Below are 23,504 nucleotides of genomic sequence, written 5' to 3' on the forward strand. Positions count from 1 at the left end.
GGAGTTTCCCGGAGGCGATGCTGGCGCATCTGTCCGGGCTACCGTTTGGCAGACGGCGGTGAACCCGTAGCCCGGGCAAGGCGCGTCAAGCGCCGCCCCGGGAGCAGAGCGCAGAGAGGTGGAGTTTCCCGGAGGCGATGCTGGCGCATCTGTCCGGGCTACCGTTTGGCAGACGGCGGTGAACCCGTAGCCCGGGCAAGGCGCGTCAAGCGCCGCCCCCGGGAGCAGAGCGCAGAGAGGTGGAGTTTCCCGGAGGCGATGCTGGCGCATCTGTCCGGGCTTGTTTTGCAGACGGCGGTGAACCCGTAGCCCGGGCAAGGCGCGTCAAGCGCCGCCCCCGGGGGCAGAGCGCAGAGGATTTAGCGTCAGAAACGGGATTAGCGGGTGGTGCCGCGCAGCTTCAGCACGCTGGGGACAAAGACGTTTAGCGGCAGCGCGCGGCCATCGCGGGCTTTCTCAACCAGCAGGTTGACGCCCTGGCTGCCCATCATTTCTGAATGAATGCGCACCGTGGAGAGCGGCGGAAAGGTAAAACGCGCGGTGGGGATATCGTTAACGCTAATGAGCGAAATATCTTCCGGGATCGAGAGACCGCGTTCATGAATGGCGCGCAGCACGCCGATGGCGATAGAGTCTGACGCGACGAACAGCGCGGTGGGGAAATCCGCCTTTGCCAGCATCGTTTTTGCCAGCTCATAGCCGGAGGAGCTGGAAAACCCGCCGCGCCAGATATCTTCTTCCGAAACCACTCCCTTCAGGCGGCCATATTCGACGAAGGCCACTTCGCGGATGTCGGCTTTACCCGGCTCATCCTGGCCACCAATAAAGCCGATGCGCCGCGCGCCCTGGGCGATAAAAAAGTCGATAACTTCTTTGGCGATGCGCACCAGATCGATGTCGACGGCGTCATAGCTGCTGCCGGGTTCATGGAAATCAATAAAGCAGACGTTGTCGGTTAACGCCGTGGCGGCGTCGCGAATCGCCCGCGAAGGCTGGCCGACAATCAGAACGCCGGTCACTTTTTTCAGCTCGGGTAGCGCGTTGTTAAAGTAGCAGTTGGTCAACTCGATACCGAGCTTTTCGCATTGCGTTTCGATGCCGTGGCGGATCGCCAGATAGTAAGGATCGTTGATTTCCAGATCCTGCTGGTAGCTGTAGATGGCCAGAATATGGTGGTGGCCGACGGTGTGAACCTGAGCCTTACGCGAGCTGGTACTTTTATATTCCAGCTTTTCCGCCACCTCAAGAATGCGATGTTTTGTCTCTTCTTTCACGTTCAGAGTGGGGTCGTCGTTTAAAACGCGGGAAACCGTCGCCAGTGAAACTCCTGCTTCGGTCGCGATATCTTTTAGTGTGGCCATTGTTTTCCTTATCTGACGTTGCCCCATCGACGCAAACCATTGTAAAGCAAGCGCGGGCAGCTGCATCTCTTTTCAGTAAATTTCCGCCGTATTATTCATCCCCGCTGCAGCGTTTCCACCGCGCAAAAGAGTGATGAATCTAACATTCTTCGCACTATTATGCGGAAACCTCGCCGACATTTGTTATCTTTTACTAAAATTTTACTTGAGAGGTGCAAGATGGAAACGGTGCTTTATGCTGATTTTGCCAGACTGGAAATGCGTACGGGAAAAATTGTGGCGATAAAACGACATGAGAATGCCGACAAGCTCTATATTGCCCGGATTGATGTTGGCGATCGCACGCTGCAGACGGTAACCAGCCTCGTGCCGTACTACAGCGAAGAAGAGCTGCTGGGAAAAACGGTCGTGGTCCTGTGTAATCTGGCGAAAGCCAAAATGCGCGGTGAAACCTCGGAGTGCATGCTGCTTTGCGCCGAAACCGACGATGGCAGCGAAAGCGTACTGCTTACGCCGGAAAGGGCGATGCCTGCTGGCGTGCGGGTGGTATAACGCAATGCCCTCTCCCTGTGAGGGAGAGGGCAGGTCACTACGCCTCTTCCACCGAAACCCGCAGCGCCGCCAGCGCCAGGCGGGCCGCTTTTAGCACCTGTTCACACTGCTCAGGGGTCAGCGTCAGCGGCGGTTCAATGCGGATCGTTCTTGCGTTGTTGAGCGTTCCTGCCACCAGTACGCGCTGGCGGAACATCTCGCTGGCAAAGTCATAGCCGATTTCGTTATCGACAAACTCAATGGCCATCAGCATACCTTTGCCGCGCACGTCATTCACCAGATCCGGATATTCGCGGGCTAGCTGACGGAAGCCGTCCAGCAGCATGTCGCCTTTCTGCTCCGCCTGCGCGGGCAGGTTTTGCGTCAGCAACACGTTGATGGTCGCCAGCGCCGCCGCGCAGGCCAGCGGGTTGCCGCCGAACGTGGTGGTATGCAGGAACGGGTTATCGAACAGCACCGAGAATACCTCTTCGGTGGCGACCGTTGCGCCAATCGGCATGACGCCGCCGCCCAGCGCTTTGGCAAGGCACAGAATGTCCGGCTGGACGTTTTCATGCTCGCAGGCGAACATCTTGCCGGTGCGCCCCATGCCGGTTTGCACTTCATCGAGGATCAGCAGCGCGCCAAACTCGTCGCACAGCTTGCGCACCGCGGGCAGATAGCCCGGCGGCGGCAGAATCACCCCGCCTTCGCCCTGAATAGGCTCAAGGATCACCGCCGCGACGTCATCGCCGGTCTTTTTGCACTCGCTCAGCAGGGTGCGCATCGCGTTGATATCGCCAAAAGGCACGTGACGGAATCCCGGCAGCAGCGGCATAAAAGGCTTACGGAAAGTCGATTTCGCGGTGGCCGAAAGCGCGCCCAGCGACTTACCGTGAAACGCGCCGCTGGTGGCGACGAAGGTAAACTTGCCGCGCGGAGACTGATAAGCCTTCGCCAGCTTTAACGCCGCTTCGACCGATTCGGTACCGCTGTTGCTAAAGAAGCTGTATTTCAGTTTGCCCGGCGTTAAGGCCGCCAGGGTTTTAGCCAGCATGGCCCGCAGCGGGTCCAGCAGTTCCTGACTATGAAGGGGTTGTTTAGCGAGCTGATTTTCGACGGCGGAAACGACAACTGGATTACGGTGCCCTACATTAAAAATCCCAAACCCACCCAGGCAGTCGATAAACTCCTGTCCCTGAGTGTCGACAAGCGTATTTAACCCTCCCGCTTGCCACTCTACGGCTCCGTAATCCCCGCCAGCAGTGACCGATTTTCGATACGCTAAAAACCCCGGGTTCACATGCTCTTTAAAGTATTCCCTGACCTCCTGGTTAAGTGATTTCATCTCCTCATGATCGAGCGTTCGCTTCTCAATGAGATTCAGTGCGTGTGCGCTGCAGGCCAGAGCCGATGCGCTGGAAGGTAACCTGTTCAAAATATGCTCCTGGGCGGGGCGTATCACATGATACTGAATTAAGTATTGCAGGGATTACGCCACTTCGGCGCGGGCCAGGAAAATCGGGATAAACGCAACGTGAAATTGCGGTTGAGCAAAATTTAATCTTATCGCGAAATTATTGGCATGTTTTACTCCTGAAGGCGTGAAACCATGCGCAGAAGGGGTCCCGCCGCGTGCTTCGCGGCGGTGCAGGCTGCCCGGCGATGGGGCAGAGGGCTAGTCGAGCTGGGAGATTTCCATTGCCGCGCGGTCAATGACGCCGACGATCTGCTTTAGCTGAGCTTCGGTTATTTCCTGCTGGTTAACCCTTAAATCCAGTACTGCCTTAAAATTCTCCAGCGCGCGCTTCATCTGCGGATTTTTACGGAGTTCACAGCCCACCATGCGCGCCTGCAGCCTGGTCTGAATATGCTCCAGCTGCTCCAGGTTTTCCGCGTGCAGCTGACTGCCTTCGGCGGTAATGGCGATTTTTTTGCGGCCGTTTTCGTCAGCCACGCTGATTAATCCCTGATCCTGAAGTAAATCGAGCGTCGGGTAGATGACGCCGGGGCTCGGGCTGTAGTTGCCCTGGGTCAGGGTTTCGATCTCTTTAATCAGTTCGTAACCGTGGCTGGCATTGCGGGTGAGGATGTCCAGAATCACCAGGCGCAGCTCGCCGTGACCAAAGAAGCGCTGCCGGCGTCCGCCGCCTCTGCGACCGTGCTCGCCGTGTTCGCTATGTTCCCCGTGGCGTCCGCGTGGGCCACGGCCTTCTTCGTGATGGTGTCTCATGTTTTTCTCCTGTGATTATTTGATATATCTAATTTATATCTAAAAATAATAAAGTAGCAACAAAGTAGTGAATGTATTTTTTATTTAATTGATATTTAACGATTTAATTTTTGATTTTGGCTTTTGTGGCGTTTTTCTATGACTATATCAAAAAATGCTTGCATTCTTTTTTAATGGCAATCATTATCATTTGCAAGATTTTTAGATATATCTATTCCGTTCACGAAGGCGATGAAAGATGACAACGACCAGGCACCCCAAATACCCGCAGCGCGTACGTAATGAACTGCGCTTCCGTGAGTTAACCGTATTGCGCGTCGAGCGTATCGGCAGCGCATTCCAGCGTGTCGTGCTGGGCGGAGAGGCGCTGGAAGGCTTTGTTTCCCAGGGTTTTGACGACCACACCAAGCTCTTTTTCCCGGCCGCGGGCGCTGCGTTCACGCCGCCGGAGGTGACGGATGAAGGCATTAACTGGGGCGATGGCGTGCGTCCGGCGACCCGCGACTATACGCCGCTGTACGACGCCGGGCGTCATGAGCTGGCGTACGACTTTTTTATTCACGATGGCGGTATTGCCAGCAGCTGGGCGCTGGCGGCGAAAATGGGCGATAAGCTGGTGATCGGCGGGCCGCGCGGTTCGCTGGTGGTGCCGGAAGATTACGCCTGGCAGCTGTATGTGACCGATGAGTCAGGCATGCCCGCGCTGCGCCGCCGTCTGCTGGGATTGCAGCAGCTTCCGACGCGCCCGCAGGTCACGGCGATCGTCACCATTGGCGATGAGTCTTATCAAGATTACCTGGCCGATCTCGATGGTTTTCATATCGAGTGGGTGGTGGGACATCACTCCTCTGCCGTGGCCGAGCGCCTGGCGCGAATAGCGGTGCCGGCTGAGGACTATTTTATCTGGCTGACCGGGGAAGGCGCGGTGGTGAAATCGCTGCTGGCGCGCTTTGAAGGCCCGGGGATTGATCCGCAGCTGGTGCGTTCGCAGGCCTACTGGCACAGCAAATAAACGCGGAGAAACCCCGGGTTGCGGCTGGCGCCTTACCCGGGCTACTGGCCCTACCGGCCCGTAGACGGCGGTTAACCCGTAGCCCGGGCAAGGCGCGTTAAGCGCCGCCCCCGGGAGCAGAGCGCAGAGCGGCTGAATTTCCCGGAGGCGATGCTGCGCATCTGTCCGGGTGACCGGCCCGTAGACGGTGGTGAAACTGTAGCCCTGCTAAGCGCAGCGCGAGCAGGGGAGACTATTTCTGCGCTAGCGCTTTAAATACCATGGCCACCGCGTGGGCGCCGGGGTCCATATTGCCGCGCAGGCTATCGCTGTTCAGATACGATGCGCGCCCGGCGCCCGCTTTGCTGGCGTGAAGCGTACGATCCGCGCCCGCCTGCGCCGCGGCGAAAGCCGCCTGCAGGTTATCCGGTTCGGCCAGCAGCGCCGTTAGCGCCGGCTGCAGGGCGTCAATCATGGTCCGGTCGCCTTCATCCGCACCGCCGTAAAACTTCATCTGCGCCAGACCGGCGTTTAATGCTTCGGCGACCCTTGCCCCCTGTTCCAGCTTCTGCCCGGCGGCGGTAAAGAAAATCGACATCAGCACGCCGCTGGAGCCGCCCATCACAACCGTCAGACGCTCGCCAATCAGGGCAAACAGCGTGGCGAGGTTAGCCAGCGGCAGCTGACGACGCTGAAGTAAGTCGGCGATGTCGCGCGCGCCGGCGGCGAAGGTGGAGCCGGTATCGCCGTCGCCGACTTTCGCATCCAGCGCGTTAAGGTCTGCTTCCAGCCCGGACAGCGTGCCGGTCACACGTTCCACGTAGCCCGCAACTTCGCTGTTCTCCGAGGGCGCAAACTCCACCCGCGTACTGCGCAGCGATGATGGCATCACGCTGACCGCGCGCGGCTGTACCGGCGTCTGCCAGCCGGCGGTTTCTACCGCGGAAAGCAGCGCCTTCTCAATGCTCTCTTCCAGCACGATGGCGGTGAGGGAGAAACCTTTCATATCCAGCGCGGTGACCAGCGACGCCGGGCCTATCAGCCAGTCGATACGCTGATGCAGCGGAGTATTGGCCAGCTCGCGGGTCAAAATCGCCATTTCGGCAATCGACACGCCGCCGAGATTATTGATCATCACCGCCAGGCGGCCGGTTTCCGGCAGGGCGGCGCTGAGCTTCTCTACCATCAGCGTAACGATTTCCGCGCTGTTCTGCGTGGCGATAACCGAAGCGCCCGGTTCGCCGTGGATCCCCATCCCCAGCTCGGCCTGGTCCGGATGATGGCGCGGAGTCGTTTCCGCATCCTGCGGCAGATGACAGCTGGAAAGGGCCAGACCGAGGCTGAAGGTGTGTCTGGCGGCATACTGCGCTTCGCGCAGCACGGTTGCCAGATTGTGGCCGCGTTCGGCGAAGTAGCCGGCCACTTTATGCACCAGAATCGTCCCGGCAATGCCGCGCGGATGTTTGTTATCCGGCAGCGAAATATCATCGCCGACGATCAGCATTTCGACGTTATAGCCCATACGGCGCGCTTTCTCCGCGGCGAGGCCGAAGTTCAGACGATCGCCGGTGTAGTTCTTGACGATCAGCAGGCATCCGGCATCGCCGGTCACGGCCTGGATGGCGGTCAGCACCGCATCGACGCTCGGCGAGGCAAACAGATCGCCGCAGACGGCGGCGGTCAGCATGCCTTTACCGACAAAGCCCGCGTGGGCCGGTTCGTGACCGGAACCACCGCCGGAGATTACCGCCACGTTGTTTTTGTCGAGATCGCGACGCACCACCACGCGAATGGCGGGATCGCTCTCCAGCCGCGCCAGGTTATTCCACGGGCTGGCGATAATGGTCCCTTCAATCACTTCGTTGACGAGGTTGGCGCGCTGATTAAAAAAGAATTGAGACATAACGGATCCTGAAAGTTAAGCGAGTTCCCGGAGGGGACAGCCTCCGGGGCGGAAAGGTTAGGGCAGGTTAGCCGCGAATCACGCGTTTGCCGGGAATATCAAAGATGACGTTCTCGCCATCTTGCAGCGTCAGGGCACCGCTCTGCTGGCACAGCATCGCGATACCCGCCTGGCGGGCGATAATGGCGCCGTGAGAGAGCTCGCTGCCGGCCTGCAGGCAGATCCCCTTCACCTGCTCTGCGTTAAGCTGCAGGACGGTTGAAGGGAAGATATCGTCGGCAACGAGGATCGAAGGCGCGCTAAACTGCGGCAGCGCTTCATCGCGCTCGTTAAGGTGACGCAGCGTGCGGTGCAAAATATCTTCAATATCAATATAGCGCGCCTGCAGGTAAGCATCGTCGAGATGGCGATATTGTTGGCTTAAATCGCTCAGCACCTGTTGCCAGGCCCACGCCGCGCTGCACTGCTCGTCGCGTATGATGTCGCACGCCGCTGCGTATAAATCAGGGTCATCGAGCAGGGTATGATGCCCGGAGAAGATCGCCGCGATGTCGGCGGAAAACGTCGCCTCTGCCAGAGTCGTCAGCGCGCTAAGGTCTTCCAGCGTCCGGTCGATGGCCCGTTTCAGCCGCAGCTGCTGCTGGCCGATGGCGGCGCTCGTTTCCCGCGAGATCCTGTCCTGCGGCTGGGGATAAAGCACGACCTTACCCTCAACGCGGTCGGCGCTGGCGGGCCGACGCGCGGGCGCCGCCTCGGTTGGCTCGCCGAAGTTCTCCGCCGCCAGCGCCTGGAACGCCGCCAGCGCGGCGTCGGCGTCCGGGCCGCGGGCAAGCAGCCTTAAGGTATCGTTCCGGCGCACCTGAAGCAGGGCGATTTGGTTGAGGCTGTCCGGCGTGACGCATTTACCCCCTTTCTCCAGCACCAGGTCGGCATTGAATCCCGCCAGCGCGGCGACCAGCTTTGACGCCGGACGAACGTGCAGGCCGTTGTGGTTTTGAATCACCACGGAAACCGAGCGCGCGTCGCGGTCGTCGACCGGCGCGGCGGCCAGCGAAGCGTGTTGCGGTTGCGATGGTAACCCCAGCTGTACGCGCTTTGCCTCCAGCGCGTTCATGGCGTCTTCGATCACCTTGTCGATGCCGGCTCCGGCGGCGGCGCTCACCGTCGCCGCCAGAGTCCCTTCCACCAGCGGCGCCGCGCACAGGCGAACCTTCGCCGCAATGGCCGGATCGAGGAGATCCAGCGCGGTTTCGGCGCTCAGCAGGGCGCTGCCGATATCCATCATCACCAGGATATGATCGGCGTCGGCGACGGACTCGATGGCTTCCATAACCTTAATGGGATCGGTGCCGATCGGACTGGCGGGATCGTCAATTCCGGCGGCGATCGCCAGCTTACAGCCATCGTTCATTAACATCTGCCGGGCCAGTTCTCCGACACCTTCGCCCAGACGGGCGCTATGAGAAACAATAACCAGGTTTACCATCGCGTTTTCCTTACTCTTTGGCCGCTGCGGCCAGCATCTGAACCATCAGCATCACCGAGGTCGCGCCCGGATCCTGGTGCCCGATGCTGCGTTCGCCCAGGTAGCTGGCCCGCCCTTTGCGAGCCTGCATGGCGATCGTGGCGTGGACGGCGGCTTGCGCCTGTTCGCAGGCAGCATCAAGGGCGCCTGGTATCGACAGGTGCTGTTCGCTGGACTGGCGCAACGATTCCACCACCGGCAGCCAGACGTCGCACATGGTTTTATCGCCCGGCTCGGCTTTGCCGCGATTCACCACCCCTTCCGCGCCTTCGCGAAAGGCCTGATAGAGCTCCTCCAGGGTCAGGCTCTGGTGGGCCTGGGTCACCTGAGCGGCGCGAATAAAGAAGGTGCCGAACAGCGGGCCGCTGGCCCCGCCGACGTTGGAGAGCAGCGTCATACCGGTATTTTTAAGAATAAAACCAATGTCTTTATCGGCAATCGACGGCAGCTTTTCCACCACCTTGCTAAAACCACGATGCATATTCAGGCCGTGGTCGGCATCGCCGATTTCCCGGTCCAGACCGGTCAAAAAATCGCTCTCTTTGGTGAAGATATCGCCGCAGCGATAGAGCCAGTCTACGATTTGCGTTCTGCTTAATGACATGTCGTTGCTCCTTATTTGCCCCAGTTCAGCGCCGGGGTGTGGACCGGGGCGTCCCATAATGCCAGCGTCTCTTCATCGGCCTTTAACAGGGTGATGGAAAAGCCCACCATATCCAGAGAGGTACAGTAGCTGCCGATAAGGTTGCGCGCGATAACGATACCGGCCTCCTCGCAGCGCTGCGTCAGACGGTTATAGACGCCGTAGAGTTCGGACAGCGGCGTGGCGCCGAGGTTGTTGACCAGCGCGATAACCCGATCGCCTTTTTGCAGCGCCTGCTTGGTCTGCGTTACCTCCTGCCACGCGCCTTTCACGTTGTCCCAGTGGCGCAGCGTGCGGCTATAGGCGCCGTTTTCCAGCAGTGTATCGAACATTTCGTCAACGGTGCGATCGAGAGAGGTGAAGCGGCGGCGGTCGATGCCCGGTTCGCCGTGAATGCCGACGCCGAACTCCATCTCATCGTCCTGCAGTTCGAATGAGGGTTGCCCGGCGGCCGGAACGGTGCAGGCGCCGAGCGCGATGCCGATAGAGTGGCCCAGGTTGTTGAGCTTGCGCCCCAGTTCGGCGCAGGCTTCCAGCGAGTCGCCGCGTTCGGCGGCCGCGCCCACCAGTTTTTCAATCAGCACGGTATTCGCCACGCCGCGCCGCCCGGCGGTATAGAGGCTGTCTTTCACCGCCACGTCGTCATCGACTACCACAGTGGTAACCTTGACGCCGCTTTCGTGCAGCAGCTCGGTGGCGGTTTCGAAGTTAAGAATATCGCCGGTGTAGTTTTTGATAATCAGCAGCACGCCTTCGCCGCCGTCGATGGTCATGGCGCACTCAAACATTTTATCCGGCGTCGGGGAGGTGAAAATTTCTCCCGGGCAGGCCCCGGAAAGCATGCCCTGGCCAATATAGCCGCAGTGCATCGGCTCGTGGCCGCTGCCGCCGCCGGAGAGCAGCGCCACTTTCCCGGCCACCGGCGCATCGGCGCGGGTGACGTAGACCGGATCCTGGTGCAGCGTCAGTTCAGGGTGGGCTTTTGCAAGGCCAGCCAGTTGTTCACTCAGGACATCTTCGACACGGTTAATCAGTTTTTTCATTGTTTATGCTCCGTCGGAGTTTCGATGCGGCCTCTCTGCTGACGGAGGCGATCATCGTGTAGGGGTACCGCCTGACGATATGCGATATCGGGCGATGTATTGATTCTGGCTGAGTTGGCGGGAAAAAAAATCGCCATAAAATGAGTTTCATTACGAAACGTAATTATTAATTGCTGTTCCTTAATGAAACATTTTTGCGCAAGGAAAGGGAAAAATGCGAAGTAAGGCGCCTCTTTCACCTCGCTTCATCAGCGTGGAAAGCCCGCTCAGAGAAATAATTTTGCCCCTTCTTGCCGCCCGTGGTGGTGAAAAACGTCGACGATCGTCCGGCTGGTGACCTTCTTTTGCGCCAAAGGGGCGGATCGAGATCGCAATCCCATCGTTTCACATGAATTCATGTTTCAATATGAAACAATATAATTTATGTCCTGTTTCATATCGGGACAAAAAGGGGAAAGATTTTTTTGCCCGCGGCTCGCCCTACAGTGATGGCATCGCTCAGGTAGCGCTTTCGTCCCCGCCTTTGATGTAAGGCCGGACGGAGAAACACCGGGGCTCATCATGTCAAAACATGCACTTATTTGAGGGTGAACGGAATGCTAAAAGTTATTCAATCTCCAGCCAAATATCTCCAGGGACCAGATGCATCCACGCTGTTTGGGCAATACGCCAAAAACCTGGCGGACAGCTTTTTCGTGATTGCCGATGACTTCGTGATGAAGCTGGCGGGAGAGAAAGTGCTGGAAGGTTTGCACAGCCACAACATCAGCTGCCATGCGGAGCGCTTCAACGGCGAATGCAGCCACGTTGAGATCAATCGCCTGATCGCCATTCTGAAACAGCACGGCTGCCGCGGCGTGGTGGGCATCGGCGGCGGCAAGACGCTCGATACGGCGAAAGCCATTGGCTACTACCAGAAGCTACCGGTGGTGGTGATCCCGACGATCGCCTCCACCGATGCGCCAACCAGCGCGCTGTCGGTTATCTACACCGAAGCCGGCGAGTTTGAAGAGTATCTGATCTACCCGAAAAATCCGGACATGGTGGTGATGGATACGGCGATTATCGCTAAAGCGCCGGTGCGCCTGCTGGTGGCCGGGATGGGGGATGCGCTTTCAACCTGGTTTGAAGCCAGGGCCTGCTATGACGCCAGAGCCACCAGCATGGCGGGCGGTCAGTCGACGGCAGCGGCGCTGAGCCTGGCGCGCCTGTGCTATGATACGCTGCTGGCGGAAGGCGAAAAAGCCCGCCTCGCCGCCCAGGCCGGCGTGGTGACCGATGCGCTGGAACGCATCGTTGAAGCGAATACCTACCTCAGCGGTATCGGCTTTGAAAGTAGCGGTCTGGCCGCCGCGCACGCCATTCACAACGGTTTCACCATCCTCGAAGAGTGCCACCATCTGTACCATGGCGAGAAAGTGGCGTTTGGTACCCTGGTGCAGCTGGTGCTGCAAAATAGCCCGATGGAAGAGATCGAAACGGTGCTGAACTTCTGCCATACCGTCGGGCTGCCGGTTACGCTGGCGCAAATGGGCGTTAAAGAGGGCATCGATGAGAAAATTCAGGCAGTCGCCAAAGCGACCTGCGCGGAAGGTGAAACCATTCATAACATGCCGTTCCCGGTCAGCGCGCAGAGCGTGCATGCGGCGATTCTGACCGCCGACCTGCTCGGACAGCAGTGGCTGGCGCGCTAATTTAGCGTCGACCTGCCCCGTCTCATTTAAGCGATGAGACGTTTTCTCCCCCTCTGGCGGTAGCCGCCGGAGGGGTTGTCGTTTATGAAACAGCGGATAGGGATATGACTGTGCAGACTCAGAGCTTTCCTTTGGTGATAACCCAGTCGTGGCATCGCTGCAGCAAGTTTATGCAGCGGGAAACCTGGCAGACGCCGCATCAGGCGCAGGGGCTGACGTTTGAATCGATTTGCCGGCGCAAGACCGCGCTGTTGACGATTGGTCAGGCGGCGCTGGAGGATGCCTGGGAGTTTATGGATAACCGCCCCTGCGCGCTGTTCATCCTCGATGAGTCCGCCTGTATTCTTAGCCGCTGCGGCGATCCGCAGACCCTCGACCAGCTGGCGGCGCTGGGATTTCGTGACGGCAGCTACTGCGCGGAAAGCATTATCGGCAGCTGCGCGCTTTCGCTGGCCTCCATGCTCGGGCAGCCGGTCAAAACGACGGGCGAGGAGCATTTTAAACATGCGCTGCACGGATGGTCGTTTAGCTCCACGCCGGTGTTTGATAACCACGGGCGTCTGTTCGGTTCCATTTCCCTGTGCTGCCTGACGGAAGAACAGGCTTCGTCTGACCTCTCCCTGACCCTGGCTATCGCCCGGGAAGTCGGCAACTCGCTGCTCACTGATAGCCTGCTGGCCGAGTCGAATCGCCATCTTAACCAGATGTACGGTCTGCTGGAGAGTATGGATGACGGGGTGATGGCGTGGAACGAGCAGGGGATTTTGCAGTTTCTTAACGTGCAGGCCGCGACGCTGCTTCATCTTGATGTCCAGGCCAGCCAGGGGAAAAATATTAATGAGCTGGTGACGCTGCCGGCCCTGCTGCGTCGGGCCATTAAGCACGCGCGCGGGCTGAACCATGTGGAGGTCACCTTCGAAAGCCAGCATCAGTTTGTCGACGCCGTGATTACGCTCAAGCCAATCGTTGAAGAGCAGGGCAACAGTTTCATTCTGCTGCTGCATCCGGTCGAGCAGATGCGCCAGCTGATGACCAGCCAGCTTGGCAAAGTGAGCCATACCTTTGAACAGATGTCGGCGGACGACCCGGAAACCCGGCGGCTGATTCACTTTGGCCGCCAGGCGGCGCGCGGCACTTTTCCGGTGCTGCTGTGCGGTGAAGAGGGGGTGGGTAAGGAGCTGCTCAGCCAGGCGATTCACAATGAGAGCGAGCGGGGCGGCGGGCCGTATATCGCGGTCAACTGTCAGCTGTATGCCGACAGCGTCCTGGGCCAGGATTTTATGGGCAGCGCGCCGACGGACGATGAAAACGGCCGCCTTAGCCGTCTTGAGCTGGCCAACGGCGGGACGCTGTTTCTGGAAAAAATCGAATACCTGGCGCCGGAGCTGCAGTCCGCGCTGCTGCAGGTGATCAAGCAGGGGGTTTTAACCCGTCTGGATGCCCGCCGCTTGATTCCGGTAGACGTTAAAGTGATCGCCACCACCACCGTCGATCTGGCCAATCTGGTGGAGCAAAACCGCTTTAGCCGCCAGCTTTACTACGCGCTGCACTCCTTTGAAATCGTTATCCCACCGCTGCGCGCGCGGCGTAACAGTATTCCTTCGCTGGTGCACAATCGCCTTAAGAGCCTGGAAAAGCGCTTTTCCTCGCGGCTGAAAATGGATGAAGATGCGCTGGCGCAGCTGGTGGCCTACTCCTGGCCGGGCAACGATTTTGAGCTGAACAGCGTGATTGAAAATATCGCCATTAGCAGCGATAACGGCCATATCCGGCTGAGTAATTTGCCGGAATATCTGTTTGCCGAGCGGCCCGGCGCCGACGCGGGCTCCTCGCTGCTGCCCACCAGCCTGACCTTTAGCGCCATTGAGAAAGAAGCGATTATCCATGCCGCCCGCGTGACCAGCGGGCGGGTGCAGGAGATGGCGCAGCTGCTGAATATTGGCCGCACCACGCTGTGGCGAAAAATGAAACAGTACGATATCGATGCCGGCCAGTTTAAGCGCGGACGTATGGAGTAGTTTCCTGTGGGGAGTAGTACGGAATAGTCGAGCAGAAAAGCACCACGCAAGCGTTTAGCTGCGGTCTGAATCAAAGAAAGGCAACGATCTCTTTGATATCCCGGCGAAGATGGGTCCATAGTGTCATCATGTTCATTACGTGGTTAATTTTAAGGATAAGAGTATGCCAACAGCAATCGATAAAGCCCTGGATTTTATTGGTGGTATGAACACATCGTTGTCGGTGCCGAATACTATGGATGAAAGTACCGCTAAGGGAATTTTGAAGTATTTGCATGAACTAGGCGTACCGGCAAATCCTGCCGACGTCATGGCCCGGGGTGAAAAGGAGGGATGGGATGCCGGGTTCACGGAAAAAGTGGCCGGCTGGGCGGAAAAAATTGCCTCCGGTAACCGGATCGTCATTAAAAACCCGGAATTCTTCACCGTCTATATGCGCGAACAGCTGCAGGCGCTGGTGTAAGCCGCCTGTCGCGAACCTCACGTTAAGCTGCGGCGCCCCGAGGGGGCCGCACAATGCAAAAGGGCCGACGATTTTTCGTCAGCCCTTGCTGTATCTGGTGGCCCCTGCTGGACTTGAACCAGCGACCAAGCGATTATGAGTCGCCTGCTCTAACCACTGAGCTAAGGGGCCGTGGCGAGGGATTATAAAGTAACTGTTCCCCGCAATCCAGCCTAAAAATCACGCCTGCTGTTTTTATAAACAACGCATTTTCAATCCTTTATAATTACCTTTTAGGCATTGAGCTGGGGAAAACATGATTAACGATATTCTGGCGCCGGACCTGCGGGTGGTCTTTTGCGGTATCAATCCGGGGAAGTCTTCCGCCCATACCGGTTTTCATTTCGCCCATCCGGGCAATCGCTTCTGGAAAGTGATTCACCAGGCCGGCTTTACCGACCGTCTTCTGAAACCCGAGGAGGAACTCCAGCTGCTGGATACCCGCTGCGGGATCACGATGCTCGTCGAACGCCCGACGGTGCAGGCCAGCGAGGTTGAGCTGCTGGAGCTCCGCGATGGCGGCCGTGAACTGGTCAGAAAAATGGAAGAGTATCAGCCGCGCGCGCTGGCGATCCTGGGTAAACAGGCCTTCGAGAAAGCGTTTCAGGTGCGCGGCGTAAAATGGGGCAAGCAGCAGGTGACCATTGGGGCGACGGAAGTTTGGGTGCTGCCGAATCCCAGCGGCCTCAACCGGGCGACGCTGGATAAACTGGTGGAGGCCTACCGGGAGCTTGACGAGGCGCTGGCCACGCGAGGGCTTTAATGCATTTCCGACGACAAAAGGGTTACGGCTTTCAGCCCGGTCGTCGGCGGCTGGCTTAAGCCTGAGGCTTTAGTCAGCTTTTTCGCAATCGCTAATATTCCCTTTTTCTATCATGAATAAGAGGGCGTCAAAAGCGAAGTCGAGAAAGGTTTTACGGTCTTTCTCAAGGTGACGTAAAAGACATTCTTCTCTGTATGAGGACTTTTCCACTAGCCCGGTCAGGCAGAGCCAGAACAGCATCATGACGTCCGCGACGGGAGCATTTAATCCAATCTCTTTTTTTTCGGCGGCGTCTGTGATTCGCTTTGCGATAATCTGGTGGATCTGTTCTCCAGTCATAGCGATATTTTTCAACGCCTTATTGTTTTTAGTGATTTTTTCAGAACAGGCGATCTTCCCGGCTATCGCGGAAAAGTAGGCAAGGCTTGTTTCGTGGAGAGCCATCAGCGCATGGCACAGCTCGCGATAAAATTCGCGAAATGAATTTTGCCGATTGGCGATTGGTATGAGCTCCTGATAGAAACGCGCCATTACCTCCAGGATAAGATGATCCAGAATATCCTTTTTATTGTCGAAATAGGTATAAAGCGTGGTTTTACTAAAACCGGCTTCATGTGCGATCTCATCCATGGTGGTACTTTCTATTCCACGGCTTAGAAATAATGTATTAGCGGTGGTTAAAATAACCGTTCTATTAAAATCAGCCAGCTGAATTTTACGCTTGCTATTCATTTCATTTCCCTATGATTTGCCTGCGGTTTTAGGCGTAAATACGCCCCATCAACCAACCAATAGTACAATTGTAAAACTATGAGTCCAGCGGTTTAATGGCACATAAATAAATAATAAGAATAAGACCTGGATATATATTGATGGGTTTTATATTGGGGTTTTAATATTTATTAAATAAATAGTTTCTGCTTAGACATAAAAAAAGCCAGTCATGTGACTGGCTTTTCAGGGGACGCGGCGATAATTAATCGTCGAGGAAGCTACGCAGCACTTCAGAACGGCTCGGATGGCGCAGTTTACGCAGCGCCTTCGCTTCGATCTGACGAATACGTTCGCGGGTTACGTCAAACTGTTTACCCACTTCTTCCAGCGTGTGATCGGTATTCATGTCGATACCAAAGCGCATACGCAGGACTTTCGCTTCACGGGCGGTCAGGCCAGCCAGGACGTCGTGGGTGGCGGCGCGCAGGCTCTCGGTGGTGGCAGAGTCCAGCGGCAGCTCGAGGGTGTTATCCTCGATAAAATCTCCCAGATGCGAATCTTCATCGTCGCCAATCGGCGTTTCCATGGAGATGGGCTCTTTGGCGATTTTCAGCACCTTACGAATTTTGTCTTCCGGCATCAGCATGCGTTCGGCCAGCTCTTCCGGCGTCGGCTCGCGGCCCATTTCCTGCAGCATCTGGCGGGAAATACGGTTGAGCTTGTTGATAGTCTCAATCATATGCACCGGAATACGGATGGTGCGCGCCTGGTCTGCGATAGAGCGGGTGATCGCCTGACGGATCCACCAGGTTGCGTAGGTGGAGAACTTGTAGCCGCGGCGGTATTCAAACTTATCAACCGCCTTCATCAGACCGATGTTGCCTTCCTGGATCAGATCGAGGAACTGCAGACCGCGGTTGGTGTATTTCTTGGCGATCGAGATAACCAGACGCAGGTTCGCTTCAACCATCTCTTTCTTCGCACGGCGCGCTTTCGCTTCACCGATGGACATACGACGGTTGATATCTTTTACCTGCTCGATGGTCAGGCCGGTCTCTTGTTCAATCTGCTGCAGTTTCATCAGGCCGCGCTGAACGTCTTCTTTCACGTCAAGCAGCTTCTCTGACCACGGCTTGTTCATGGCGATGGCCGCATTGAACCAGGTTTCGCTGGTTTCGTTGCCGGTGAACAGAGTGATGAAGTTTTTCTTCGGCATTTTGCACTGCTCAACGCACAGCTTCATGATGATACGTTCTTGAGTACGAACGCGATCCATCATGATACGCATGCTGTTAACCAGGTAATCGAACTGCTTCGGTACCAGACGGAACTGTTTGAACACTTCGGACAGCTTGAGGATCTCTTCCTGCGCTGCGGCGTGGCTACGACCTTTCGCTTTGATGGTGTCGCGGGTCAGTTCGTACTGCGTACGCAGCTCGGCGAATTTCTCGCGCGCCAGCTCGGGGTCGATGCTGTTGTCGTCATCGCTGCTGTCGTCGTCTTCTTCTTCATCTTCGTCTTCGTCGTCATCCATCTCTTCCTGAGAGAGTTCAGAACCGACGTGCGTCGCCGTTGGCGCCATATCTTCTTCGGCGTTCGGGTCGACAAAACCGGTGATCAGATCGGACAGACGCGCTTCTTCCGCTTCAACGCGATCGTACTGCTCCAGCAGATAGGTGATCGCTTCAGGGTATTCAGCCACCGAGCACTGAACCTGGTTAATGCCGTCTTCGATACGTTTAGCGATGTCGATTTCGCCTTCGCGCGTCAGCAGTTCGACGGTACCCATTTCACGCATGTACATGCGCACCGGGTCGGTTGTGCGTCCGATTTCAGACTCAACGCTGGAGAGAACCTGCGCCGCAGCTTCTTCCGCATCTTCGTCAGTATTGTTGTTCGTTTCAGCAAGCAAAAGATCATCGGCATCCGGTGCTTCTTCCATCACCTGAATGCCCATGTCGTTGATCATTTGGATGATGTCTTCGATCTGGTCGGAGTCGACGATATCTTCCGGCAGATGGTCATTGACCTCGGCATAGGTCAGATAGCCTTGCTCCTTACCACGTTGGACAAGAAGCTTCAGCTGTGACTGCGGGTTTTGCTCCATAAGACGGTATCCACACTTAATTCGTTTGATTGGTGTAAGCAGGCGAACTGCCAACATTTAAAGCGAGGGCGTACTTATATTATTGCCGCTGCGCCTCGAGCGGCTGTCGGGGTCTTCCCGAACGATATTCGGCACTTAAGCCGTTCAATGCGTTATCTTTCAAGTTGTCTCTGCGTTAGCTACGTTCTCTCATCCTGGTCATGTGCTTGTGCGCACTCCCGGGGATTCGTTCTCTTGCTGCCTTGATACAACTTGAATGAGTTTGTCTTTCGTTTATTTTTTGGCCAGTTCCTGGCTGATGGTCCAGAGTTCCCGGCGCTCTTCACTGCTTAAGCCGTGCGTGCGGTCGCGAGCTATCAACTCTTCTTGCCGCAGCTCCAGCAGTGAATCAAACATATGGTTGAGCGAGTCGGTGAAGGTTTTTTCAGCAATATCCTTATCTGCTATATCGTCCCACATCGACAGTTTTTCAAGGGTTGCGGCCTCATTTGTGCCGCGATACTGCTCTAACAGCAGCCCGGTGGTCAGGCCCGGCTGTGCCAAACAGGTTTTAACCAGTTCGTTGAACAACCCAAGCCCCGGCATTTTACGCGGGTCCAGCCCCTCCAGGGGCGGTACCAGTGGCGCCAGATCCGGGTTTTGTACCAGTAACCCTATCAGTATACGCATGGTCGTGCGTTTTAGCTGCGGAGCAGGGCGCTGGATGCCATTTTCAGACTGTTTTGGCATTAAACGTTCAAGCTGCGCATCATCTAAAATCCCCAGCTTATTGCCTAACTCCTGGCGCAGGTAAATGCGCAGCGTTTCACCCGGCACCTGCGTTATCAGCGGCAGCGCTAAGGTACTCAGCTGCGCGCGGCCGTCCGGGGTGCTCAAATCCACCTGCGGTAGCAGGCTGTTGAACAAAAACGTGGAGAGCGGTTGAGCCTGCTCCATCCGCGCTTCAAATGCGGCTTTCCCTTCTTTGCGCACCAGCGTATCCGGGTCTTCGCCATCCGGCAGAAACATAAAGCGCAGCTGGCGCCCGTCGGTCATATACGGCAGCGCCGTTTCCAGCGCGCGCCAGGCGGCATCGCGGCCAGCCCGGTCGCCGTCGTAGCAGCAAACCACCTGATTGGTGACCCGGAACAACAGCTGAATATGGTCAGCGGTCGTCGACGTTCCCAGCGACGCAACGGCATAGTTAATGCCGAACTGCGCCAGAGCCACCACGTCCATATAACCTTCGACCACCAGCAGGCGGGGCGGTTCAGCGTTATCCTGCTGCGCTTCATAAAGACCGTACAGCTGGCGGCCTTTATGGAAAATATCGGTCTCCGGGGAGTTCAGGTACTTCGGCATGGCGTCACCCAGCACGCGACCACCAAAACCAATCACCCGGCCTCGCTTATCGCGGATGGGGAACATCACCCGTTCGCGGAAGCGGTCGTAACTGCGTCCCTGATCGTTAGTGACCAGCATGCCCGCATCAATCAGCGACTGGCGGTTTTCTTGATTACCGCCAAAACGTTTTAAAACGTTGTCCCAACCGGGAGGGGCGTAGCCAATCGCGAAGCGCGTAATCACCTCGCTGCTTAAGCCGCGTTTTTCCAGATACTGGCGCGCGGGGCCGGCGGCGGGTTGCATCAGAGACTGTTGATAAAACGTGTTCAGACCATCCATCAGCTGATAGAGATTTTGCCGCTGATGGCGCTCAATCTGGCTGGGTCCGCTACCTGCTTCATACGGCACGTCTAGATTATGCATGGCAGCCAGCTCTTCGACGGTTTCCACGAACTCGAGCTTGTCGTAGTTCATCAGGAAGTCGATAGCGTTGCCGTGCGCACCGCAGCCGAAGCAGTGGTAAAACTGTTTTTCACCGTTGACGGTGAAAGAGGGGGTTTTTTCGTTATGGAACGGACAGCACGCGTGAAAATTTTTGCCCTGCTTTTTCAGCTTTACCCGGGCATCGATCAGATCGACGATATCGGTGCGCGCCAGCAGGTCATTGATAAATACTCGTGGAATTCGTCCAGCCATATGCCCCGTTTTATACACGTTACCCTTCAAGCTGCCTCTGCGTTGGCTTCGCTCGTTCACCCTGTCACTTACTTCGGTAAGCTCCGGGGACTCACTCCCTTGCCGCCTTGATGCATCTTGAATGATTGAGTGTATATGCTAATGCATAAACGAAAATAAGCCGCGCATTCCTTTCGGAAGCACGGCCTTACAACTACAACTCGGTCTGAATTGAGAGCCTGGCTCCCAACAGATTAGTACAGACGAGTGCGGCGTGCGTTTTCGCGAGCCAGTTTCTTCGCGTGACGTTTCACTGCGGAAGCTTTAGCGCGTTTACGTTCGGTAGTCGGTTTTTCATAGAACTCACGACGACGAACTTCCGCCAGAACACCTGCTTTTTCGCATGAACGTTTGAAGCGACGCAGCGCTACGTCGAACGGCTCGTTTTCACGTACTTTAATTACCGGCATGTAACTCTCACCTTTGATAAATTCGGTTTGCCGCTGGCATCAGCGCCAGCTTATTTCAAAATGGTGCGGAATTTTACTGCAATTGCTGCTGCTTTGTAAAGCACCGACGCGATTTTTGAAAGGGACTTTTATAAGGACAGGGAGTATACACGAAGTGAACGCCAGGGGTGAGGAAAGTTTTACATCAACCCGCATTGGTCCTACACTGCGCGGTATTGAAACGAGGTAAAACTAGCCATGCGTGTACTGGGAATTGAAACATCCTGCGATGAAACCGGCATCGCCATTTATGACGACGAAAAAGGTCTGTTAGCCAACCAGCTGTATAGTCAGGTGAAATTGCACGCTGACTACGGCGGCGTGGTGCCCGAACTGGCCTCGCGCGACCACGTACGTAAAACCGTCCCCCTGATTCAGGCGGCGCTCAAGGAAGCCGGGCTGACGGCAAAGGATATCGATGCCGTTGCGTATACGGCGGGCCCCGGCCTGGTGGGCGCGCTGCTGGTCGGCGCAACGGTTGGCCGTTCGCTGGCGTTCGCCTGGAACGTGCCGGCGATCCCGGTACACCATATGGAAGGGCATCTGCTGGCGCCGATGCTGGAAGATAATCCGCCGCAGTATCCTTTTGTCGCCCTGCTGGTTTCCGGCGGCCATACCCAGCTGATCAGCGTCACCGGCATTGGCCAGTATGAACTGCTGGGCGAATCGATTGACGACGCGGCGGGCGAAGCCTTCGATAAGACAGCGAAACTGCTGGGGCTGGATTATCCCGGCGGCCCGATGCTGTCGAAGATGGCCTCCCAGGGCACCGAAGGGCGCTTTGTCTTCCCGCGCCCGATGACCGACCGCCCCGGGCTGGATTTCAGCTTTTCTGGCCTCAAGACCTTTGCCGCGAACACCATTCGCAGCAACGGCGATGACGATCAAACCCGCGCCGATATCGCCCGCGCTTTCGAAGATGCGGTCGTGGATACGCTGATGATTAAGTGCCGCCGCGCGCTGGATCAAACCGGCTTTAAACGGCTGGTGATGGCGGGGGGCGTCAGCGCGAACCGTACGCTGCGCGCAAAGCTGGCGGAAATGATGAAAAAGCGCGGTGGTGAAGTCTTCTACGCTCGTCCTGAATTCTGTACCGATAACGGCGCGATGATTGCCTATGCGGGGATGGTCCGTCTGCGCTCCGGCGCTAAAGCGGAGCTCGGCGTCACCGTTCGTCCGCGCTGGCCGCTGGCTGAGCTTCCGGCGGCATAACGTCTGATATTTCACAGGCCGACGTCCTGTCGGCCTGCCTTCGCGACTTATTCCATACTCTTACACAGCGAGCAAATCGCCCCCTGGTGCTTGTGCGAATGCATCACGTCAGGACGTTCGTACTCTTCCCGGCAGCTCAGGCAGCGGTAAACGGTGATCGACGCGTTACCCTGCGCATCGTAGCGCGGCTCGGCGATACCATCATCGTGCTGTTTAATGTAATAGCGCCCGCGGGTGGCGATCCCCATGACCGGCGTCATCACGAAAGCCACCGCCAGCGCAATCAGCGGCGAGAACGGCGCCAGCGTTTCGCCCAACAGGCCGAAGAAGGCGCTAATCGAAAGTCCTGCCGCGAGGGCAAAAGAGACCACGCCTACCGGGTTGACGTTGTAGATCATCCCGCGGCGATACTCCGGCTGCGCCGGCGCCAGCTTCAGCACCCCTTTGTTGACGGTGATGTCGGTGGCGACCACCACCACCCAGGCGATGGCAAAGTTAGAATAGAAGCCGAGGATCCACGCCAGAGCGCTAAACATGTCGCCTTCCATCAGGGCAAGGGCAATCGTCAGGTTGACGATGACGAAAATAATCCGCCCCGGATAACGTTTGGTGGTGCGCGTCCAGGCGCTGGTCCACGCCAGAGAGCCGGAATAGGCGTTGGTGACGTTAATTTTAATCTGCGAGATAACCACCAGCACCACCGCGAGGGTGAGCGCCAGCCAGCCGGGGACCAGGTTATCGAAGACGCTGACGAACTGTTGCACCGGTTCGGTGTTGTGCACCGCCGGGAAGCGGGTCAGCAGATAGAAGCCGAGGAAAGCGCCGATAATCTGTTTAATCGCGCCTAATACGACCCAGCCCGGGCCGGCGGAGAACACCGCCAGCCACCAGCTTTTGCTGTTTTCCGCGGTCTTCGGCGGCATAAAGCGCAGATAGTCGATCTGCTCGCCAATCTGCATGATCAGCGACAGGCAGACCCCCGCGCCGAGCATAATGGCGGTTAAATCTACCGTTGAGGCGTTGTTTTTACCGGCGAAGTTCATAAAGCCGTCCACCAGATCCGGGTCTTTGGCGATAAGCCACGCCACCGGAACCACCATCAGGACCAGCCACAGCGGCGTCGTCCAGACCTGAAGGCGAGTCAGCGCCTTCATGCCGTAGACCACCAGCGGCAAGACCATCAGCGTGGCGATGAGGTAGCCCATCCACAGCGGGATCCCCAGGCCCACCAGCAGCCCCTGCGCCATGATCGAGCCTTCAAGCGCGAAGAAGATAAAGGTAAATCCGGCGAAGATAATGCTGGTGATCACCGAACCAAAGTAGCCGAAACCGGCGCTGCGGGTGATCAGGTCGAGGTCGATGTTATAGCGCGCGGCGGTAATCGCCAGCGGAATACCGGTAAGAAAAATAACCAGCGCCGCCAGCAGGATCGCGTAAATCGCATTGGTGGTGCCCCAGGCCATGCCGATGCTGGCGCCGATAGAAAAGTCAGCCAGATAGGCGATGCCGCCCAATGCGGTCACCGCGACAACCCCCGGTCCCCAGCGGCGAAAGCTCAGCGGAGCATAGCGAAGGGTATAATCTTCCAGCGTTTCTTTGGAGCCGGAGGCACTGGTTTGCGCAGGTAAATCAGTTTTTATATCCAGTGATGACATAGTCATTCCTTAATGGTTAGGCATGACTGGAATTAGCAAACCTTATGCCACATCGCAGGGCAGGCGCTATCAGGGCTTCATGAAGGGGATGGCTAAAGAGAG

At 57.1% G+C, this 23,504-nt stretch carries 19 protein-coding genes and 1 tRNA gene; 7 read left to right on the forward strand and 13 right to left on the reverse strand.

Annotation, left to right across the window (positions count from 1 at the left end):
- Positions 1-377: 377 nt before the first annotated feature.
- Complete coding sequence (ebgR, locus tag JLG71_RS03350) at positions 378-1,361, reverse strand: transcriptional regulator EbgR (RefSeq protein WP_032720237.1); 984 nt, start codon at positions 1,359-1,361, stop codon at positions 378-380.
- 219 nt (positions 1,362-1,580) lie between these two features.
- Between ebgR and JLG71_RS03355 the strand changes: the two genes are divergently transcribed.
- Entirely contained in the window at positions 1,581-1,913 is a 333-nt protein-coding gene (locus tag JLG71_RS03355; RefSeq protein WP_014226909.1) for a tRNA-binding protein, read from the forward strand.
- Between the two features lie 37 nt (positions 1,914-1,950).
- Here JLG71_RS03355 and ygjG read toward each other — a convergent pair whose 3' ends face one another.
- Together ygjG and JLG71_RS03365 are read right to left on the reverse strand one after the other, a co-directional pair.
- On the reverse strand, positions 1,951-3,330 hold the full coding sequence (gene ygjG / locus JLG71_RS03360; protein WP_004854393.1) for a putrescine aminotransferase: 1,380 nt from the start codon (positions 3,328-3,330) through the stop codon (positions 1,951-1,953).
- A gap of 240 nt (positions 3,331-3,570) precedes the next feature.
- Positions 3,571-4,125, reverse strand: a complete 555-nt coding sequence (locus tag JLG71_RS03365) for a PadR family transcriptional regulator (RefSeq protein ID WP_004854392.1) — start codon at positions 4,123-4,125, stop codon at positions 3,571-3,573.
- A gap of 238 nt (positions 4,126-4,363) precedes the next feature.
- On the opposite strand from JLG71_RS03365, the gene JLG71_RS03370 reads away from it, so the two are divergent.
- A complete protein-coding gene (locus tag JLG71_RS03370) occupies positions 4,364-5,137 on the forward strand; it encodes a siderophore-interacting protein (protein WP_200913973.1) in 774 nt (257 codons plus the stop codon).
- Between the two features lie 232 nt (positions 5,138-5,369).
- On the opposite strand, the gene JLG71_RS03375 is transcribed toward JLG71_RS03370, so the two are convergent.
- From JLG71_RS03375 to dhaK, 4 genes are all read right to left on the reverse strand, one after another.
- Positions 5,370-7,019, reverse strand: coding sequence for a glycerone kinase (locus JLG71_RS03375; RefSeq protein WP_064358281.1), 1,650 nt, complete (start codon positions 7,017-7,019; stop codon positions 5,370-5,372).
- 67 nt (positions 7,020-7,086) lie between these two features.
- A complete protein-coding gene (gene dhaM, locus JLG71_RS03380; protein ID WP_025105903.1) occupies positions 7,087-8,505 on the reverse strand; it encodes a dihydroxyacetone kinase phosphoryl donor subunit DhaM in 1,419 nt (472 codons plus the stop codon).
- A gap of 10 nt (positions 8,506-8,515) precedes the next feature.
- On the reverse strand, positions 8,516-9,148 hold the full coding sequence (gene dhaL, locus JLG71_RS03385) for a dihydroxyacetone kinase subunit DhaL (RefSeq protein ID WP_064358280.1): 633 nt from the start codon (positions 9,146-9,148) through the stop codon (positions 8,516-8,518).
- A gap of 11 nt (positions 9,149-9,159) precedes the next feature.
- Positions 9,160-10,230, reverse strand: coding sequence for a dihydroxyacetone kinase subunit DhaK (gene dhaK, locus JLG71_RS03390; protein WP_009651831.1), 1,071 nt, complete (start codon positions 10,228-10,230; stop codon positions 9,160-9,162).
- Positions 10,231-10,826: 596 nt separating this feature from the next.
- On the opposite strand from dhaK, the gene JLG71_RS03395 reads away from it, so the two are divergent.
- The 3 genes from JLG71_RS03395 (at position 10,827) to JLG71_RS03405 (ending at position 14,405) form a co-directional block, all read left to right on the forward strand.
- Positions 10,827-11,924: a glycerol dehydrogenase gene (locus JLG71_RS03395; RefSeq protein ID WP_200913974.1), complete on the forward strand. Its 1,098-nt coding sequence runs from the start codon at positions 10,827-10,829 to the stop codon at positions 11,922-11,924.
- Positions 11,925-12,028: 104 nt separating this feature from the next.
- The gene (gene dhaR, locus JLG71_RS03400) at positions 12,029-13,942 is read left to right on the forward strand and encodes a dihydroxyacetone kinase operon transcriptional regulator DhaR (protein ID WP_200913975.1); all 1,914 of its coding nucleotides are present in this window, start codon (positions 12,029-12,031) and stop codon (positions 13,940-13,942) included.
- Between the two features lie 139 nt (positions 13,943-14,081).
- Complete coding sequence (locus JLG71_RS03405) at positions 14,082-14,405, forward strand: DUF1889 family protein (RefSeq protein WP_071532228.1); 324 nt, start codon at positions 14,082-14,084, stop codon at positions 14,403-14,405.
- 95 nt (positions 14,406-14,500) lie between these two features.
- Here JLG71_RS03405 and JLG71_RS03410 read toward each other — a convergent pair.
- Positions 14,501-14,576, reverse strand: a tRNA-Ile gene (locus JLG71_RS03410).
- Positions 14,577-14,700: 124 nt separating this feature from the next.
- Here JLG71_RS03410 and mug point away from each other — a divergent pair.
- Positions 14,701-15,207, forward strand: a complete 507-nt coding sequence (gene mug / locus JLG71_RS03415; protein WP_009651862.1) for a G/U mismatch-specific DNA glycosylase — start codon at positions 14,701-14,703, stop codon at positions 15,205-15,207.
- Between the two features lie 69 nt (positions 15,208-15,276).
- On the opposite strand, the gene JLG71_RS03420 is transcribed toward mug, so the two are convergent.
- From JLG71_RS03420 to rpsU, 4 genes are all read right to left on the reverse strand, one after another.
- Positions 15,277-15,939 (reverse strand): TetR/AcrR family transcriptional regulator, encoded by a 663-nt coding sequence (locus JLG71_RS03420; protein WP_025105906.1) that lies wholly within the window; start codon positions 15,937-15,939, stop codon positions 15,277-15,279.
- Between the two features lie 244 nt (positions 15,940-16,183).
- Positions 16,184-18,028: an RNA polymerase sigma factor RpoD gene (rpoD, locus tag JLG71_RS03425; RefSeq protein WP_004105908.1), complete on the reverse strand. Its 1,845-nt coding sequence runs from the start codon at positions 18,026-18,028 to the stop codon at positions 16,184-16,186.
- Between the two features lie 273 nt (positions 18,029-18,301).
- Positions 18,302-20,047 (reverse strand): DNA primase, encoded by a 1,746-nt coding sequence (gene dnaG, locus JLG71_RS03430; RefSeq protein ID WP_014226898.1) that lies wholly within the window; start codon positions 20,045-20,047, stop codon positions 18,302-18,304.
- 233 nt (positions 20,048-20,280) lie between these two features.
- On the reverse strand, positions 20,281-20,496 hold the full coding sequence (gene rpsU, locus JLG71_RS03435) for a 30S ribosomal protein S21 (RefSeq protein ID WP_001144069.1): 216 nt from the start codon (positions 20,494-20,496) through the stop codon (positions 20,281-20,283).
- 237 nt (positions 20,497-20,733) lie between these two features.
- Here rpsU and tsaD point away from each other — a divergent pair, with 237 nt between their 5' ends.
- Positions 20,734-21,747, forward strand: coding sequence for a tRNA (adenosine(37)-N6)-threonylcarbamoyltransferase complex transferase subunit TsaD (tsaD, locus tag JLG71_RS03440; protein ID WP_025105907.1), 1,014 nt, complete (start codon positions 20,734-20,736; stop codon positions 21,745-21,747).
- 47 nt (positions 21,748-21,794) lie between these two features.
- Here tsaD and JLG71_RS03445 read toward each other — a convergent pair whose 3' ends face one another.
- A complete protein-coding gene (locus JLG71_RS03445) occupies positions 21,795-23,402 on the reverse strand; it encodes a purine-cytosine permease family protein (RefSeq protein WP_025105908.1) in 1,608 nt (535 codons plus the stop codon).
- Positions 23,403-23,504: the final 102 nt, after the last annotated feature.

The organism is Klebsiella michiganensis, assembly GCF_015139575.1.
GTDB classification, from domain to species: Bacteria; Pseudomonadota; Gammaproteobacteria; order Enterobacterales; family Enterobacteriaceae; genus Klebsiella; species Klebsiella michiganensis.

Excerpts from the sequence above, each read along its gene's own strand:
- ebgR (WP_032720237.1), bottom strand. The coding sequence starts at position 1,361 with ATGGCCACACTAAAAGATATCGCGACCGAAGCAGGAGTTTCACTGGCG.
- JLG71_RS03355 (WP_014226909.1), top strand. The coding sequence starts at position 1,581 with ATGGAAACGGTGCTTTATGCTGATTTTGCCAGACTGGAAATGCGTACG.
- JLG71_RS03365 (WP_004854392.1), bottom strand. The coding sequence starts at position 4,125 with ATGAGACACCATCACGAAGAAGGCCGTGGCCCACGCGGACGCCACGGG.
- JLG71_RS03370 (WP_200913973.1), top strand. The coding sequence starts at position 4,364 with ATGACAACGACCAGGCACCCCAAATACCCGCAGCGCGTACGTAATGAA.
- JLG71_RS03375 (WP_064358281.1), bottom strand. The coding sequence starts at position 7,019 with ATGTCTCAATTCTTTTTTAATCAGCGCGCCAACCTCGTCAACGAAGTG.
- dhaM (WP_025105903.1), bottom strand. The coding sequence starts at position 8,505 with ATGGTAAACCTGGTTATTGTTTCTCATAGCGCCCGTCTGGGCGAAGGT.
- dhaL (WP_064358280.1), bottom strand. The coding sequence starts at position 9,148 with ATGTCATTAAGCAGAACGCAAATCGTAGACTGGCTCTATCGCTGCGGC.
- dhaK (WP_009651831.1), bottom strand. The coding sequence starts at position 10,230 with ATGAAAAAACTGATTAACCGTGTCGAAGATGTCCTGAGTGAACAACTG.
- JLG71_RS03395 (WP_200913974.1), top strand. The coding sequence starts at position 10,827 with ATGCTAAAAGTTATTCAATCTCCAGCCAAATATCTCCAGGGACCAGAT.
- dhaR (WP_200913975.1), top strand. The coding sequence starts at position 12,029 with ATGACTGTGCAGACTCAGAGCTTTCCTTTGGTGATAACCCAGTCGTGG.
- mug (WP_009651862.1), top strand. The coding sequence starts at position 14,701 with ATGATTAACGATATTCTGGCGCCGGACCTGCGGGTGGTCTTTTGCGGT.
- JLG71_RS03420 (WP_025105906.1), bottom strand. The coding sequence starts at position 15,939 with ATGAATAGCAAGCGTAAAATTCAGCTGGCTGATTTTAATAGAACGGTT.
- rpoD (WP_004105908.1), bottom strand. The coding sequence starts at position 18,028 with ATGGAGCAAAACCCGCAGTCACAGCTGAAGCTTCTTGTCCAACGTGGT.
- dnaG (WP_014226898.1), bottom strand. The coding sequence starts at position 20,047 with ATGGCTGGACGAATTCCACGAGTATTTATCAATGACCTGCTGGCGCGC.
- rpsU (WP_001144069.1), bottom strand. The coding sequence starts at position 20,496 with ATGCCGGTAATTAAAGTACGTGAAAACGAGCCGTTCGACGTAGCGCTG.
- tsaD (WP_025105907.1), top strand. The coding sequence starts at position 20,734 with ATGCGTGTACTGGGAATTGAAACATCCTGCGATGAAACCGGCATCGCC.
- JLG71_RS03445 (WP_025105908.1), bottom strand. The coding sequence starts at position 23,402 with ATGTCATCACTGGATATAAAAACTGATTTACCTGCGCAAACCAGTGCC.